The sequence below is a fragment of the Mesorhizobium loti genome (assembly GCA_014189435.1).
In the GTDB taxonomy this organism is placed as follows: Bacteria; Pseudomonadota; Alphaproteobacteria; order Rhizobiales; family Rhizobiaceae; genus Mesorhizobium; species Mesorhizobium loti_G.
Genome location: CP050293.1, coordinates 805,801 through 820,026, shown reverse-complemented (window position 1 = coordinate 820,026; position 14,226 = coordinate 805,801). Strand labels below are relative to the sequence as shown.

Genomic DNA, 14,226 nt, shown 5'->3' with positions numbered 1-14,226 from the left:
GAATGCGGCAATCGCTAGGTGAATGACACGAAGTTGCCTTCAAAAGGCCGGCCAATTGCCCTGCACGGCCTCTATTCACGCCAAACTGGAACCAATCGGCGCAAGATCGGTTTCGGCAAGGATGGGACCCCCACAAGGAGAATTTTCGATGAAACGCCAACCACGGATACTGGCCGGCACCGCACTTGGCCTGCTGATGGCATCCGCGCCGTTGGGCGCGTTCCCGCTTCAGGGAGGTGCCGCATTCGGCCCTGCCCAGCGCACGTCAGCCCCATTCATCCTGGCGCAAGCTGCATGCGCCGAAGGCGAATCGGCCGAGGCCTGCGCGCAGAAGCAGCAGGCGGAACCCGAACAGAAGCCCGAGCGCAAGAAGGCCGAGCCCGAACAGCAGGCAGCGCCTGCCCAGAGCGAGCAGCCCGCCGAGGAGCAGCAGCCACGCAGGAAGAAGCGCGATCAGCAGCAGCAGACCGAGCAGGCGCCGGCCGAACAGGCAGCTCCCGCCGAGGAACAGCAACCGCGCAGGAAAAAGCGCGACCAGCAGCAGCAGACCGAGCAGGCGCCGGCCGAACAGGCAGCTCCCGCCGAGGAACAGCAGCCGCGCAGGAAGAAGCGCGATCAGCAGCAGCAGACCGAGCAGGCGCCGGCCGAACAGGCCGCTCCCGCCGAGGAACAGCTGCCGCGCAGGAAGAAGCGCGATCAGCAGCAGCAGACTGAACAGGCGCCAGCCGAACAGGCCGCTCCCGCCGAGGAGCAGCTGCCGCGCAAGAAGAAGCGTGATCAGCAGCAGCAGAGCGAGCAGGCGCCGGCAGGCCAGGCAGAACCGGCCAACGACAATCAGCCCGCCGAGCAGGCCAAGCCGCGCAAGAAGAAGCAGGACCAGCAGGCCGAGCCTGAAGTCGCCCCGACGCCGACGGAAGCTCCCGCTGGAGAGGCGACGGCCCCCGCCGGCGAACAGCCGGCGGCCCAGGGCGAGCAGCCCCAGGACAAGACCAAGAAGCACGGCAGGAAACCTGTTGGCGAGCAGCCGGCCACCGGTGAGCAACCTGCCAATGGCGAGCAGCCCGTCACCGGCGAACAACCCGCCAATGGCGAAAAACCAGCGACCGGCGAACAGCCAGCCACCGGCAAGCAACCGGCCAATGGCGAGGCGGCAGCACCAGTCCAGGGCGAAAACCCGGTGCAGGGCGAAGCACCTGCCGATCCCAACGCTGCCCCCATCCTTGACAGCCAGAAGGATGCCGAGCGCAAGGGCGGCGGCCGGAAACATGGCGACAAGAACGGCCAGCAGAATGGCGAGCAGCAGAATAGTGGGCAGAATGCCCAGCAGGGCGGCGATCAGGGTCAGAAGCCGGTGGTCGCTCCCGTCGACCAGGGTCCGCCTCCGACCGACGACAAGGCCGCACAGCAGGAGATCAAGCCCGAGAAGATGGTCCCGGTGACCGAGGAAAAAGGCACGCGGCTCGATCGCGCGCCAGACGAGAACATCCGCGACCGCCGTCGCCCCAAGGGCGTCGACGTGCTCAAGGAAATCGGCGACCGCGTCATCATCCAGCTCGGCGGCCAGACGATCGTCCAGAGCAATGACGGCCCGCGCATGAACCGTGGCGCCAAGGACGTCTATTACGAGAACCTGCCGCAAGGCCGCACACGCGAGACGGTAGAGCGCGGCAATGGCGTCCAGATCGTCACCATCCGTAACCGCTACGGTGATGTCATCCAGCGTTCGCGCATCACACCTGATGGTCGCGAATATGTGCTGAGCTATGTCGATGAGCGGGACTATCAGGACGAGGGCGACTGGCGCGATCCCGGCGACGACCTGCCGCCGATGCGGCTGACCATTCCGCGCCGGGAGTACATTCTCGATTCCGAGGATGTCGAGAGCCCGGACGACTATTACGACTTCCTCGAGCAGCCGCCGGTCGAAAAGGTCCAGCGTCTCTATTCGATCGACGAGGTCAAGCGGTCGGCCCGCGTGCGCGATATTGCCCGCCGCGTCGATCTCGATACGCTCAACTTCGAATTCGGCTCGGCCTCGATCTCCGACACCGAGGTGCAGAAGCTCGAGGGCGTCGCCACCGCCATGGAGAAGCTGTTGAAGAAGAACCCGGCCGAGACCTTCCTGATTGAAGGCCATACCGACGCGGTCGGCACACCGGAAGCCAACCTCGCTCTGTCCGATCGCCGCGCGGAAGCGGTGGCGGAAGCGCTGACCAACGCCTTCGGCATCCCACCGGAGAATCTGACCACGCAGGGCTATGGCGAGGAGTATCTGAAGGTCAACACCGCGGCGCCCAACCGCGAGAACCGGCGCGTCGCCATACGCCGCATCACCTCGCTGGTGGCGCCTGTGGCCAGCAACAATTAGGTCATGATTTCAAAACCATGACCTGGTTTGTGGAATCGGCACGACAAGCATCCATCCCCGGCCCTGCCGGGGATGGATCGACCTTCCGGGTTCAACAAGAATTGTACCGCTATGCAACCGGGCTCATTGAATCGAAGGCGCACCTACCCCAGATTCAAGGCTGGGCGTTCCCTGCCCCGTCCCGACTCCAGCGGGACGCATTGAGCCCCGCCGGACCCTCTCCGGCGGGGTTTTTTTGTCTTGCAAACAGTGGCGACCTGACCGAATACGGCCATTGTCCGAAAGATAACAGCCGGAACCGTCTTATGAAGCGTCTCGAACTCGCCATCGAATCGATCATTCTCGCCTCGCGCTGGTTGCTCGTCGTCTTCTATATCGGCCTGGCCCTGGCATTGGCCGTCTATGCGCTGTCCTTCGGCAAGAAGCTTTATGAATTCATCACCCTGGCGTTCACGCTCGGCGACACCGACACGATCCTGAAAATGCTCGGCCTGATCGATGCCGCACTGGTCGCCTCGTTGGTGGTGATGGTCATCATCTCGGGCTACGAGAATTTCGTCAGCCGCTTCGACGACCAAGACGGCGGCGTGCACTGGCTGGGCACGATCGATGTCGGCTCGCTGAAGGTCAAGGTCGCCTCGACCATCGTCGCCATCTCGTCCATCCATCTCTTGCAGGTGTTCCTGAACTCGTCGTCCTACACGACCGAGCAGTTGATGTGGCTGACCATCATCCACCTCGCCTTCGTCGTCTCGGCCCTCATGCTCGCCTATATCGACCGGCTGATGGGCCTGAGCAAAGGCAAGAAGGACGAGGCGTGAGGCAGCTTCCTTCTTCCCGTTTTACGCTACGCTATGCGCACATCTTCCGTGACTGGCATGACTGAGCGGCCCGAGGCTTGATTGCCACGTGGTTCCCCCAATCCGTCGCTGCTTCGCAGCGCCACCTTCCCCTCCGGAGGGAAAGGAAGGGAGCGTTGCTGGACGAGCGTTGACGGCAAAAAGCCTGGCGCGTTTCCTCTACCCCGTCGATCGGGGGAGAGGTGGCTCGGCGAAGCCGAGACGGAGTGGGGGTCGACCAGCGCCGCATAAAGACAATGCATGCGCCAAGCTGCCATGCACGCGATCGCCAATGTGTGCGGCAGGCGGTTGAGGGGCAGCGCCGGCGCGGCGTCAGTAAATGCTCTTGATCTTGCTGTCCGTGCGGGCAAACACCTCATCAGGGACAAAGAAATCGCCTGCCAGCGGCCCGGTCGCATCAGGCGCATAGACCGAAAAGTCGCTGACGCCCTCGGCGCGCAGAACCTCCTCGTCGATGTAGAAATTGCCTGATGCCTCGCGCGACGGCCGCATGAAAATGGCATACGCGGCGTCGGCCATGATGTCGGGCAAACGGCTCATCGCTGCCACTGTCGCGCCACCCAGCAGATTGCGTACCGCTGCCGTGTCGATGGTCGAGATCGGCCACAGCGAATTGACCGCGATACCGTCCCTGGCGAACTCGGCGCTCATGCCAAGCGTGCACATCGACATGCCGAACTTGGCCATCGTGTAGGCGACGTGGTTCTTGAACCATTTGGCCTTCATGTCGAGCGGCGGCGCCAGATTCAGGATGTGAGGATTTGCAGCCAACTTCAGGTGCGGAATGCACATTTTGGACACCAGGAAGGTGCCACGCGTGTTGATCTGATGCATCAGGTCGTAGCGCTTCATGTCGGTCTCCAGCGTGCTGGTGAGCTGAATGGCGCTGGCATTGTTGACGCAGATATCGATGCCGCCGAATTTTTCGACGGTTCTGGCGACCGCCTCGGCGACCTGTGCCTCCTCGCGGATGTCGCATAGCACAGGCAACGCCTTGCCGCCGGCCTGCTCGATCTCTTCGGCCGCCGTATAGATCGTGCCCGGCAGCTTCGGATGCGGCTCGGCGGTCTTGGCCGCGATCGTCACATTGGCGCCGTCGCGCGCGGCGCGCAGCGCGATCGCCAGCCCGATGCCGCGCGACCCACCGGAGATGAACAGCGTCTTTCCCTCGAGCGACATTTTTCCTCCGCTTCCCTGTGCTTCTTCAAGTGATCCTTGCCCGCGCCGCTGCCGGATACAAGAGCTTGCGCTACGACGCCATGGTGACGCTGCGGAGGCCGGCGCGGGTGGCACAGGAAATCCGTTGGATTCATCGAGCTGCTACTATATATTCTATATAAACAGGTAGATTATAGAATGGCGCTGTCGATCAAGAACATGGAAGTCGAGCAATTGGCGCGCGAGCTTGCACGCCGTCGCCGAGTGTCCGTGACCGAAGCGATCCGCCAGAGCCTCGAGCGCGAAGTTGCGCGCGAGCGGCTGGTGCCGCGCGACGAAACCGACGACTTGTTTCAGCGGTTGATGGCGATTGCCGACAGCGCCGGAAAAGTCCCCAGACGTGAGAATGCGATGACCGATGACGAGATCCTCGGTTATGATGAGTTCGGAATCCCGACGAAATGATCATCGATTCCTCGGTCCTGGTCGCCATTCTGCGTCTCGAACCAGGCTACGAACGTTTCGTGCTGGCGATCGCACAAGCCAAGAGACGGCTACTGACCGCGCCAACCTTCCTTGAAACGACAATGGTGCTCGCAAGCGGCCAGCAAGATGAAATCCTGGATCGCCTCGATAGCTTCCTGCGCAGCTCCTCGATTGAGACGATCGCCTTTACCGCCGACCACGCCGCCGTCGCCCGCCAGGCGTTCCTGCGCTACGGCAAGGGTCGGCACCCGGCGGCGCTGAATTTCGGCGATTGCATCGCCTATGCCGCGGCGCGGCTCGAAGCCATGCCGCTATTGTTCAAAGGTGAGGATTTCCGCCTCACTGACATTGAAGCGGCAGTGTGATCGACATCAGACCAGCACCAGCCCCTGCCGCATCGCAATGGCGATCGCGTCGGTGCGGTTGGCCGCACCGAGCTTGATCAGGATTGCGGCGACGTGGAACTTCGCCGTGTGCACGGAAATGTTGAGGCGCCGCGCGATCACCTTGTTGGGCGCGCCCTCGGCCAGCAGCGCCAGCACTTCCGCTTCGCGCGGCGACAGCGAAGGCCGGATCGCATGCTCGTCGGGGGTTTCCTCCTCGAACGGCTCGCCATCACCGGCATGGAAATGCTCACGGCGCCCGCTTCTGCCATCGTTCGATACGCGATAGCCGGCCGCAGCCAGCCGCACTGCCGCGGCGATCAACAAATCGTCCGCGCCCGCCGCCATGACGGCCAACACCTCATCGGTGGGCCGCTCGTCGCCGCGTCCCGACAGCAGCACCCTTGGAATGGCGGCCGGCACCGCCTCACCGCTCCGGTCGTCAACGATGGCGACGTCGGCTCTGCCGGCTACGACCGGCAACAGATCATCGCTGGCGGCAAGCGAGGCCGCCAGGCGCTCGGCGCGTGACGCATCGCCAAGCGCAATCAGCACCACCAGCCGCCGCAAGACGGCGCCGTCTGTCATAATCCGGTCGCTGGTGAGCGTGTCCATCATCCTCTCAACTCAGCGGCTTTTCGCCGATCGTCAGCGCGACATCGCGCTGTTCGCCGCCGCGCACCACGCCGAGCGTCACCAAAGCGCCGGCGCTGTCGGGTCCAAGCCTGCGGATCAGGTCGCGCGGACCATGCACGGCCTCGCCGTTCCACGCCACGATAATGTCGCCGAGCGAGAGGCCGGCGGCCTTGGCGGGACCCTCGTCATCGAGGCTCATCACCATCGCGCCATGCGCGTCGCGGTCGCGTACCGGATGCAGGCCGGCGCCGAGATAACCGCGCGCGACATGGCCTTTCTCACGCAGGGTCGCGACCGCCCGCTCTATCGTCTCGTAAGGCATGACCAGCGCCCGGTGGCGCGGTCCGAACAACAGCATGCCGATCAGCGCGCCCTTGGCATCGAGCACCGGACCGCCCTCGAAACGGCCGCCGGCGCCGACGGCAAGATTGATGCGCCGGTCGATGGCGCCGCCGCGCATCGAGCGCCAGGCCGGACCGACTTCGCCGACCGAACCCGACACGGCCAGAGCCGAGCCCTGGCTGTTGCCGATGGCGATGGCGATGTTGCCCGGCCGCACTGCATCGGCCTTGGCCAACGGCGCGGCGCTGACGGCCCCCGCCGGCTTCAGCAGGGCAACGCCGGTCGACGGATCGCGGCCGATCAGTTCGGCCTTCACGGTCTCGCCCGAGGCCAGCACCAGCTCGATCTCCTCGCCGGCCTCGACGGCCTCTTCGGCGGTGACGAAATAGCCGTCACGCCAGTGAAAGGCGCTTGCCGTGCGATGATGATGCGTGGCGAAACTCGCCGTTGCCGGAGCCGCTTGTGCCGCGAGATCGGCGATGGCGTCGGAAAATGCATTCAGATTGAAGTCGCTCATGAATATCTCCTGGGTTCATCCATGCCCCAGATATCGCTCGACAGCGCGCCCGGAGGTACTCGCCTGACGGCTAGTTGCTGGTTTGACTGGCCATCTGGTCAGGTCGCGACGGTTCGGCCCGCTCCGCACATATAGTCATCCTTTCGCCTGAAAACACGGAGCCTGATCATGGCCCTCGCCGCCACCAAATTCCAATCTGATGACACGTTGCTTGACGCCTATTCGATGACGGTGGCAGACGCCGTCGACCGCATCGGCCCAGCCGTCTGCCGCATCGAGCGCGTCGGCGGTCAGGGCGGCCATGGTTCCGGCTTTGTCATCGCGCCGGACGGGCTGGTCGTCACCAACTTCCATGTCGTCGGCGACGCCAGGACAGTGCGCGTCTCGATGCCGGACGGGTCGTCCAGCGAAGGCCGCGTGCTGGGCCGCGACCCCGACACCGACATCGCGCTGGTGCGCGCCGACGGCAGTTTTGCCGATGTCGCACCGCTGGGCGATTCCAAGCGGCTCAGGCGTGGCCAGATCGCCATTGCCATCGGCAATCCGCTCGGCTTCGAATGGACCGTCACCTCCGGTGTCGTCTCGGCGCTCGGCCGCTCGATGCGCGCCTCCACCGGCCGGCTGATCGACGACGTCATCCAGACCGACGCGGCACTCAACCCCGGCAATTCCGGCGGGCCGCTGGTGTCGTCGGCCGGCGAGGTCATCGGCGTCAACACCGCCATGATCCATGGCGCGCAAGGCATCGCTTTCGCGGTCGCCTCCAACACCGCCAATTTCGTCATTTCGGAGATCATCCGCTTCGGCCGCGTGCGCCGCGCTTTTATCGGCATCTCGGCCGACACCACCAATCTGCCGCGCCGCGCCGCGCTGTTGTCACAGGTCTCGACCAGCACGGCCGTGCGCCTGCGCAGCGTCGAGAAGGATGGTCCGGCGGCTAAGGCCGGCCTGAAAGAAGGCGACATCATCGCCGCCATCGACGGCCGTCCTGTCACCGGCGTCGACGACCTCGTGCGCATGCTCGACGCCGAACGCATCGGCCGCGAGACGCTGTGCACCGTCGTGCGCCGCACCGGCGTCAGCCAGGTGACGGTGACGCCGGTGGCAAGGGCTGGCTGAGGCGGGCGCTCAGGCTCCCGCCGCCCCTTCCGCGTATTGCGCCAGAAACGCCTCACTCGGCGGGATCGGCTTGATGACGTCGATCAGCACGCCATTGGGGTCTTTGGTGATGAAATGGCGCTGGCCGAAGGGCTCGTCGCGCAGCGAACGCAGGATCGGCAAGCCGGCAGCGACGACCCGCTCATAGGCCGCGTCCGGGTCGCGGACCTCGAAATTGATCAGCAGGCCCGAGGTGCGGCCCCGCCCCTCTTCCGGGATTGTCTCATGGTCGCCCTGGACGATGCCCAGATTGACGCGTTTGTTGTCCACCGATTGCAGATGCACATACCAGTCGCTCGTAAACAGCGGCTGGAAACCGAAATGCTCGACATAGAACGCCGTCGTGCCGGCGACGTCGCCCGTCATCAGCACCGGGTAGTAGCTCGTGGTCTTCATCTTTCCTTCTCCCGTCAACTAACATACAGTCTGCATGTAGATTGAATTAACATACAGGCTGCATGTATGCAACAGGAAGCCGCACGCCGCTCCAACCGCGACCGCACGGAGGCGACGCGCGCCGACCTGATTGCCGCGGCACGAAAGCTGTTTACGGAAAAATCCTATGCCGAGACCGGCACGCCGGAGATTGCTGCCGCCGCCGGCGTGACGCGCGGTGCGCTCTACCATCACTTCGCCGACAAGCAGGCGCTGTTTGCCGCCGTGGTCGAGCAGGAGGCGGCAGCGGTCGCCGAAGAGATCGAGCGCGCCTCGCCGCCCTCGCTCGATGCGCGCGACGCGCTGATTGCCGGTTCGGATGCCTATCTTGCCGCCATGCGCGCGCCCGGCCGCACGCGGCTGTTGCTGCTCGACGGGCCGGCCGTGCTTGGCCGCGCCGTCATGGATGCGATCGACAACCGCCACGGCAACCGCTCGCTGCGCGAAGGGCTGGTCGCGGCAATGCGGGCGCAGACGATGACGAGATTGCCGGCGGAAGCGCTGACCGCGCTGCTCGGCGCAGCCTTCGACCGCGCCGCCCTGGCGATCGAGGCCGGCGCCTCGGCCGAGGATTACCGCACTGTCCTCATGGCGCTGATTGATGGGCTGTCTCCAGCTCCTCTTCAGGCACCTCGCCCGGCTCGAACTCGTTGAAGCAGCCGAGTTGGCGCTTGAATTGGTCGATCAGCCAGGCCGCCGCCGGCTTCGGGCTGCGGTCGTTGCGATGCATCGCAAACAGGGGCGAACTCACCTCCCTGAAGGACTCGAGGTCGATTTCCACCAGCCGGCCGCTCGCCAGATCGTCTGATATCAGCCAGCGCGGCAGCCCGCCCCAGCCCAGCCCCTCGCGCATCAGAGTATGCTTGGTGCGCACATCCGTCAGCCGCCAGGTGCGGTAGGCGAAGACACCGAAGTCGCGTCCCTTGGTACGTTCGGACTGGTCGGTGACGACGAGCTGGGTGTGTTCACGCGCATCCTCGAGCGCCACCGGCTTCGGCAGCAGCGCCAGCGGATGGCTGGGCGCGGCAGCCAGCACGATCGACATGAAGCCGATGCGCACAAGATGCACGTCGACCTCGCCCAGCAAGCCGCCAATGCCGAGATCGGCCTGTCCGTTGACGACGTGATCCGGGATAAGGCCGAGCGAGCCGATATGCAGGCGCAGCATCACTGTCGGAAACTGCGCCTCGAATGCCTTCAGCACCCGCACCAGCACCGGCGAAGGCAGCGACGCATCGACCGACAGCGCCACTTCCGCCTCCAGCCCGTGATGGTGGCCATCGACCCGCGAGCGCATGCGCTGCAGCACGCCGATCATGCGCCGCGCGTCCTCCAGCATCGCCCGGCCGATCTCGGTCAGTTGCGGCTCGCGCGTGCCCTCGCGCTCGAACAGCTTCAGTCCAAGCTGCGCCTCGAGATTGGCGATGCCATAGCTGATAACGGACTGCGCCCGGTTGAGCTTGCGGCCGGCGGCCGAGAAACTGCCGGCTTCGGCGACTGTCACAAAGATCTGAAGTTGGTCGAGCGTCGGGTTCGGCTGCATTGCTGTATCTATTTTGTTGATGGATGGTATAGAAAATATACCAGTTTATCGAATGGGTCGATAGCCCCATATCTGGTGGGACAATTCAATTCCACTGGAGAGACCCGCTATGTCCATTCTTCTTGTCACCTCGAGCCCGCGTGGCGCTGCCTCGCACTCAACCCGTATCGCCACCGAATTCGCTGAAAAGCTGCTTACCGCCGATCCGTCGAACACGCTTGTCGTGCGCGACCTCGTTGCCAACCCGCTGCCGCATATCGACGCCGACTATTCGACCGGCATCTACACGCCGGCCGAAGCCCGCACCCCGCGCCAGGCTGAAGTCGTCGGCATCTCCGACGTCGTGCTTGACGAGCTGTTCGCCGCCGACACGGTGATCCTCGCCACCGGCTTCATCAACTTCAACATCTCCTCGACGCTGAAGTCGTGGGTCGATCACATCGCCCGCTCCGGCAAGAGCTTTGCCTATGGCGAGAACGGCCCCAAGGGCCTCGTCACCGGCAAGAAGGTCTACATCGTTCTGGCTTCCGGCGGCATCTATTCGGAAGGCGCTGCCGTGCAGTTCGATCACGCCATTCCCTACCTGCGCGGCGTGCTCGGCTTCCTCGGCATGACCGATGTCGACGTCATCCGCATCGAAGGCGTCGGCATGGGCCCTGACGCGGTGACCGCAGCACTCTCCAAGGCGACCGCCAAGGTCGATGCCGTGGTGGCAGCCAGCCGCGATGTTGCGGCAGCCGCGTAAGGCGCCAAAGTTCATCCGCATCGAAAGGCAGGCGTTCGCGCCTGCCTTTTTTCGTTCTAGCCGATCAGATGTCTTAAGAGGCCCGCCGAAGCGACCCCGATCAGCACGGTCGGCAGCATGGAAAGCCGCGTGGCGGCGACCAGAGTAATAGCCAGCGCTAAGAGATCGGCCGGATTCCGCGACACGAAGGCCGGCGCGATCACCGAGATCAGCACGCAGCCGGGCGCCGCCTCCATCACCGCCGCGGCACGCGCGCTGAGCCTGCGGTTGCGCAGCACGACGTAGCCGCCGATCCGGGTCAGGTAGGTAACGCCGGCCATCAGAACGATGACGAGAAGGGTCGTAGCGTCGATCATGCATCACCTGCCATCAGCCAGGCCGCGACCAGCCCCGATACCGCACCGGCGGCGACATACCAGGCGCCCGGGACGAAGAGATAAAACAGCGCCGCGACGACGAGGCTGACCAGCCAGGGCCGCGCCGCGGCCATGCTCGTCCACATGCCGCGCATCAGCACCAGGAAGACGGCCGGAAACGCCATGTCGAAACCGAAGGTCTCGACATGGCCGAGCATCGGGCCGAGCACGGCACCCAGCGTGGTGAACCCCACCCAGGTGAGATACATCGCCAGTGCCGCGCCCATATAATAGCGCGGACTGAAGGCCGGTGTGATGCCCGCCGCTGCGCGCTGCCTTGCATCGGCAAGTCCAAGCGCCCAGCTTTCATCGCACATAAAAAATAGCGCCGGAAAGACCTTGCGCCTCGGCAGATCGCGCAGGAACGGCGCCAGTGCCGCTCCCATCAGCAGATGACGGCTGTTGACCAGGAAGGTGATGGCGACGATGAGCACGATGTGCGGCGGCGACGTCCACAACTGGATCGCCGCGAATTCCGAGCCGCCGGCGAAATTCAGCCCCGTCATCATGGACAATTCGACCGTGCTCAGCCCTTTCTGCGTGGCCTGGGCGCCAAGCACCAGCGCGTAGGGGATGGTGCCCAACAGCACCGGCGCGCAGGACGCCACGCCACGCCGGAATTCGGATCCCGAACCATCGCCCGCCGCCTCGACTGCCTGTGAAATGCTCATGGCTATCCATCGGCCGGCCTCGCGGCCGCCGCTTCCCTGCGTTTGAACTCTCGTGATACCGACAGCAAACATACCCAAGCCCGCCCGCAATTTGGTTGCGAAGATGCGCTTCATCTGCCAAAATTTGGCATCACCAGTCACGGTTTTGAGAAATAGTGGAATCTACAGCCAATGAACCTGGATGAGATCGACAAACGCATCCTACGGGCGCTGCAGCGCAACGGGCGCATGGCCAACAACGATCTCGCCAATGAAGTCGGCCTGTCGCCCTCGCCGTGCCTGCGGCGCGTGAAGCTTTTGGAGGAAGCCGGTGTCATCGACCGCTACGTCGCCGTGCTCAACCCGGCCAGCATCGGCAAGGGTCTGACCTTCTTCACCCGCATCTGGCTGAAGACGCAGGACGAGGACACGATCGAGCATTTCGCCACCGAGGTGGCCAAGCTGCCGCAAGTGATGGAGTGCTATTTGATGCTCGGCGACTGCGATGCCATGGTGCGCGTGGTGGCGGCCGGCATCGACGACTATCGCCGCTTCCAGTCGGAGCATCTGAGCCGCATCAAGGGCGTGCAGAACGTCAAGACGGACGTTCCGAGCCAGACGATCAAATACACGTCGGAACTGCCGATCTGACCCGTGTCGCAGGCGCTTCGGCGCCTGCGCTTCTGCTTTCAGGGTGAACCATCCTGGCCGCCGCGCCATTTTCCAATGCCGTGAAGACCGATACCGGGCCGGTCACCAATGGAATCCCCATCAGCAGCCCGCCCACCGCCGGCCCGAAGCGCCGGCTTAGCAATGTGAGAGAGAGGATAAGGAGCGGAGTACTGAAAAGCTTGAAGACCAGGATCATGAAGCAGATGTCTTGGCCTTGTCCGGCCACCTTGAAGAAGGAGCACCACAGGAATAGCGCAGCAAGTCAGCCGATGCCACACCGATCATGACCCGCGTGGGCGGTTGGGAAAACGGCGCCCTTTCAAACTGGATAAAAAATGCAACCGGATTGTAGGATCGGCCTCGCTGCCAGCGTCCTTCGGACGCAAGCAGCGCGCAGCGCTGCCCTCTGGCATGGGAGATTTGAATGAGCCTTTCCTATCGTTGGGTCATCGTCGCCGCTGGCGCGCTGATGTCCTGTGTCGCCATCGGAACGATGTTTTCGCTGGCGATCTTCCTCGAGCCGATGGCGATCGACACCAACTGGTCGCGCGCCGGCATTTCGAGCGCCATGACGCTCAACTTCCTGGTGATGGGCCTTGGCGGATTCGCCTGGGGCGCGATATCGGACCGTTTTGGCGCCCGCATCGTCGTGACGATCGGTGCTGTGCTGCTCGGGCTGGCACTGGTTCTGGCCAGCCGCGCCGGTTCGCTCTTGAGCTTCCAGATCACCTATGGCGTGCTGGTCGGCCTCGCGGCAAGCGCCTTCTTCGCGCCGATGATCGCGCTGACCACGGGCTGGTTCGACACCAACCGCAGCCTGGCCGTCTCGCTGGTCTCGGCCGGCATGGGCGTGGCGCCGATGACGATCTCGCCCTTCGCCCGCTGGCTGATCTCGGCCTATGACTGGCGCACCGCCATGTTCGACATCGGCATCACGGCCTGGGTGCTGTTGCTGCCGGCGGTGCTGCTGGTCCGCCAGCCGCCAAAGCCAGCCGCGACCGACAGCGGCTCCGCGCCGGTTGCCGAAGGCGCCGGCCTGACGGTAGGCCAGGCGCTGCGCTCGCCGCAATTCATCGTGCTGGGCCTGACGTTCTTTGCCTGTTGCGCGGCACATTCCGGGCCGATCTTCCACATGGTCAGCTATGCCATGCTGTGCGGCGTCGCCCCCATGGCGGCCGTCTCGATCTACAGCGTCGAGGGTCTTGCGGGCCTTGGCGGCCGGCTTCTCTACGGCGTGCTGGCCGACCGGCTGGGCGTCAAGCCGGTGCTGGTCGCGGGCCTGGCGATCCAGGCGATCGTCATCGCCGCCTATCTCTCGATCAGCCGGCTCGAGCAGTTCTACATGCTGGCCGTCATCTTCGGCGCCACCTATGGCGGCGTCATGCCGCTCTATGCGGTGCTGGCGCGCGAATATTTCGGGCAGCGCATCCTGGGCACCGTGTTCGGCGCCGCCACCATGCTGTCCAGCCTCGGCATGGCGCTGGGACCGCTCGCCGGCGGCATGGTGTTCGACGCCTACGCCAACTATTCCTGGCTGTTCATCGGCTCGGCCATCATCGGCCTCGGCGCGGTCGGGATCGCGATCGCCTTTCCGCCACTGCCACGCAGGGAGTTCCAGCCGGCGTAGCGGGCAACAGGGGTTGTGCTTGACGAAGCGAAGGTCTGCTTCTGACCTGAAGTCGACCTTCGCAAACCAAACTGCCATGCGCCTCATCTCGGGCGTTCGGCAAGGCGGTGCACGAAATGGTCGGCGGCAACCGCGACCATGAGCGCGTCTCGGCATAAAGCGCGTCGCGTCTTAACGGGTTCAGGCGACGCGCTTTAGGTCTTTGCCGGGGCTATTTCTGGGCGACATGC

Annotated in this window: 16 protein-coding genes; 9 read left to right on the top strand and 7 right to left on the bottom strand. The window is 64.4% G+C overall.

Annotation, left to right across the window (positions count from 1 at the left end; all coding sequences use genetic code 11):
- Nucleotides 1-148 precede the first annotated feature (148 nt).
- Together HB777_03940 and HB777_03935 are read left to right on the top strand one after the other, a co-directional pair.
- Nucleotides 149-2,368: an OmpA family protein gene (locus tag HB777_03940; GenBank protein ID QND63156.1), complete on the top strand. Its 2,220-nt coding sequence runs from the start codon at nt 149-151 to the stop codon at nt 2,366-2,368.
- 305 nt (nt 2,369-2,673) lie between these two features.
- On the top strand, nt 2,674-3,189 hold the full coding sequence (locus HB777_03935; protein QND63155.1) for a TIGR00645 family protein: 516 nt from the start codon (nt 2,674-2,676) through the stop codon (nt 3,187-3,189).
- 351 nt (nt 3,190-3,540) lie between these two features.
- On the opposite strand, the gene HB777_03930 is transcribed toward HB777_03935, so the two are convergent.
- Entirely contained in the window at nt 3,541-4,407 is an 867-nt protein-coding gene (locus HB777_03930) for an NAD(P)-dependent oxidoreductase (GenBank protein QND63154.1), read from the bottom strand.
- Nucleotides 4,408-4,584: 177 nt separating this feature from the next.
- Between HB777_03930 and HB777_03925 the strand changes: the two genes are divergently transcribed.
- Both HB777_03925 and HB777_03920 read left to right on the top strand, forming a co-directional pair.
- The gene (locus tag HB777_03925) at nt 4,585-4,851 is read left to right on the top strand and encodes a type II toxin-antitoxin system VapB family antitoxin (GenBank protein ID QND63153.1); all 267 of its coding nucleotides are present in this window, start codon (nt 4,585-4,587) and stop codon (nt 4,849-4,851) included.
- Entirely contained in the window at nt 4,848-5,237 is a 390-nt protein-coding gene (locus HB777_03920; protein ID QND63152.1) for a type II toxin-antitoxin system VapC family toxin, read from the top strand. Before HB777_03925 ends, HB777_03920 begins: the two co-directional genes overlap by 4 nt.
- A 6-nt stretch (nt 5,238-5,243) precedes the next feature.
- Here the strand turns inward: HB777_03920 and HB777_03915 are convergent, their stop codons facing one another.
- A complete protein-coding gene (locus HB777_03915; protein ID QND63151.1) occupies nt 5,244-5,870 on the bottom strand; it encodes a helix-turn-helix transcriptional regulator in 627 nt (208 codons plus the stop codon).
- A gap of 7 nt (nt 5,871-5,877) precedes the next feature.
- The gene (locus HB777_03910; GenBank protein QND63150.1) at nt 5,878-6,750 is read right to left on the bottom strand and encodes a serine protease; all 873 of its coding nucleotides are present in this window, start codon (nt 6,748-6,750) and stop codon (nt 5,878-5,880) included.
- Between the two features lie 168 nt (nt 6,751-6,918).
- Here HB777_03910 and HB777_03905 point away from each other — a divergent pair, with 168 nt between their 5' ends.
- Complete coding sequence (locus HB777_03905) at nt 6,919-7,869, top strand: PDZ domain-containing protein (protein QND63149.1); 951 nt, start codon at nt 6,919-6,921, stop codon at nt 7,867-7,869.
- A 9-nt stretch (nt 7,870-7,878) separates the two neighbouring features.
- On the opposite strand, the gene HB777_03900 is transcribed toward HB777_03905, so the two are convergent.
- Nucleotides 7,879-8,304: a glyoxalase gene (locus HB777_03900; GenBank protein QND63148.1), complete on the bottom strand. Its 426-nt coding sequence runs from the start codon at nt 8,302-8,304 to the stop codon at nt 7,879-7,881.
- A 66-nt stretch (nt 8,305-8,370) separates the two neighbouring features.
- On the opposite strand from HB777_03900, the gene HB777_03895 reads away from it, so the two are divergent.
- The gene (locus HB777_03895) at nt 8,371-8,997 is read left to right on the top strand and encodes a TetR/AcrR family transcriptional regulator (protein QND63147.1); all 627 of its coding nucleotides are present in this window, start codon (nt 8,371-8,373) and stop codon (nt 8,995-8,997) included.
- Here HB777_03895 and HB777_03890 read toward each other — a convergent pair.
- Nucleotides 8,930-9,886 carry a LysR family transcriptional regulator gene (locus HB777_03890; GenBank protein ID QND63146.1) on the bottom strand — a complete coding sequence of 319 codons (957 nt, stop codon included), beginning with the start codon at nt 9,884-9,886 and terminating at the stop codon, nt 8,930-8,932. The two genes, HB777_03895 and HB777_03890, sit on opposite strands and share 68 nt — an antisense overlap.
- Before the next feature lie 109 nt (nt 9,887-9,995).
- Between HB777_03890 and HB777_03885 the strand changes: the two genes are divergently transcribed.
- Nucleotides 9,996-10,631: an FMN-dependent NADH-azoreductase gene (locus tag HB777_03885; protein QND63145.1), complete on the top strand. Its 636-nt coding sequence runs from the start codon at nt 9,996-9,998 to the stop codon at nt 10,629-10,631.
- A 56-nt stretch (nt 10,632-10,687) separates the two neighbouring features.
- On the opposite strand, the gene HB777_03880 is transcribed toward HB777_03885, so the two are convergent.
- Both HB777_03880 and HB777_03875 read right to left on the bottom strand, forming a co-directional pair.
- A complete protein-coding gene (locus HB777_03880) occupies nt 10,688-10,987 on the bottom strand; it encodes an AzlD family protein (GenBank protein QND63144.1) in 300 nt (99 codons plus the stop codon).
- On the bottom strand, nt 10,984-11,718 hold the full coding sequence (locus tag HB777_03875; GenBank protein ID QND63143.1) for an AzlC family ABC transporter permease: 735 nt from the start codon (nt 11,716-11,718) through the stop codon (nt 10,984-10,986). Before HB777_03875 ends, HB777_03880 begins: the two co-directional genes overlap by 4 nt.
- Before the next feature lie 171 nt (nt 11,719-11,889).
- Between HB777_03875 and HB777_03870 the strand changes: the two genes are divergently transcribed.
- Both HB777_03870 and HB777_03865 read left to right on the top strand, forming a co-directional pair.
- Nucleotides 11,890-12,348 (top strand): Lrp/AsnC family transcriptional regulator, encoded by a 459-nt coding sequence (locus tag HB777_03870; GenBank protein QND63142.1) that lies wholly within the window; start codon nt 11,890-11,892, stop codon nt 12,346-12,348.
- A gap of 445 nt (nt 12,349-12,793) precedes the next feature.
- Complete coding sequence (locus tag HB777_03865) at nt 12,794-13,996, top strand: MFS transporter (GenBank protein ID QND63141.1); 1,203 nt, start codon at nt 12,794-12,796, stop codon at nt 13,994-13,996.
- Nucleotides 13,997-14,226 lie beyond the last annotated feature (230 nt).

Excerpts from the sequence above, each read along its gene's own strand:
- HB777_03940 (QND63156.1), top strand. The coding sequence starts at position 149 with ATGAAACGCCAACCACGGATACTGGCCGGCACCGCACTTGGCCTGCTG.
- HB777_03935 (QND63155.1), top strand. The coding sequence starts at position 2,674 with ATGAAGCGTCTCGAACTCGCCATCGAATCGATCATTCTCGCCTCGCGC.
- HB777_03930 (QND63154.1), bottom strand. The coding sequence starts at position 4,407 with ATGTCGCTCGAGGGAAAGACGCTGTTCATCTCCGGTGGGTCGCGCGGC.
- HB777_03925 (QND63153.1), top strand. The coding sequence starts at position 4,585 with ATGGCGCTGTCGATCAAGAACATGGAAGTCGAGCAATTGGCGCGCGAG.
- HB777_03920 (QND63152.1), top strand. The coding sequence starts at position 4,848 with ATGATCATCGATTCCTCGGTCCTGGTCGCCATTCTGCGTCTCGAACCA.
- HB777_03915 (QND63151.1), bottom strand. The coding sequence starts at position 5,870 with ATGGACACGCTCACCAGCGACCGGATTATGACAGACGGCGCCGTCTTG.
- HB777_03910 (QND63150.1), bottom strand. The coding sequence starts at position 6,750 with ATGAGCGACTTCAATCTGAATGCATTTTCCGACGCCATCGCCGATCTC.
- HB777_03905 (QND63149.1), top strand. The coding sequence starts at position 6,919 with ATGGCCCTCGCCGCCACCAAATTCCAATCTGATGACACGTTGCTTGAC.
- HB777_03900 (QND63148.1), bottom strand. The coding sequence starts at position 8,304 with ATGAAGACCACGAGCTACTACCCGGTGCTGATGACGGGCGACGTCGCC.
- HB777_03895 (QND63147.1), top strand. The coding sequence starts at position 8,371 with ATGCAACAGGAAGCCGCACGCCGCTCCAACCGCGACCGCACGGAGGCG.
- HB777_03890 (QND63146.1), bottom strand. The coding sequence starts at position 9,886 with ATGCAGCCGAACCCGACGCTCGACCAACTTCAGATCTTTGTGACAGTC.
- HB777_03885 (QND63145.1), top strand. The coding sequence starts at position 9,996 with ATGTCCATTCTTCTTGTCACCTCGAGCCCGCGTGGCGCTGCCTCGCAC.
- HB777_03880 (QND63144.1), bottom strand. The coding sequence starts at position 10,987 with ATGATCGACGCTACGACCCTTCTCGTCATCGTTCTGATGGCCGGCGTT.
- HB777_03875 (QND63143.1), bottom strand. The coding sequence starts at position 11,718 with ATGAGCATTTCACAGGCAGTCGAGGCGGCGGGCGATGGTTCGGGATCC.
- HB777_03870 (QND63142.1), top strand. The coding sequence starts at position 11,890 with ATGAACCTGGATGAGATCGACAAACGCATCCTACGGGCGCTGCAGCGC.
- HB777_03865 (QND63141.1), top strand. The coding sequence starts at position 12,794 with ATGAGCCTTTCCTATCGTTGGGTCATCGTCGCCGCTGGCGCGCTGATG.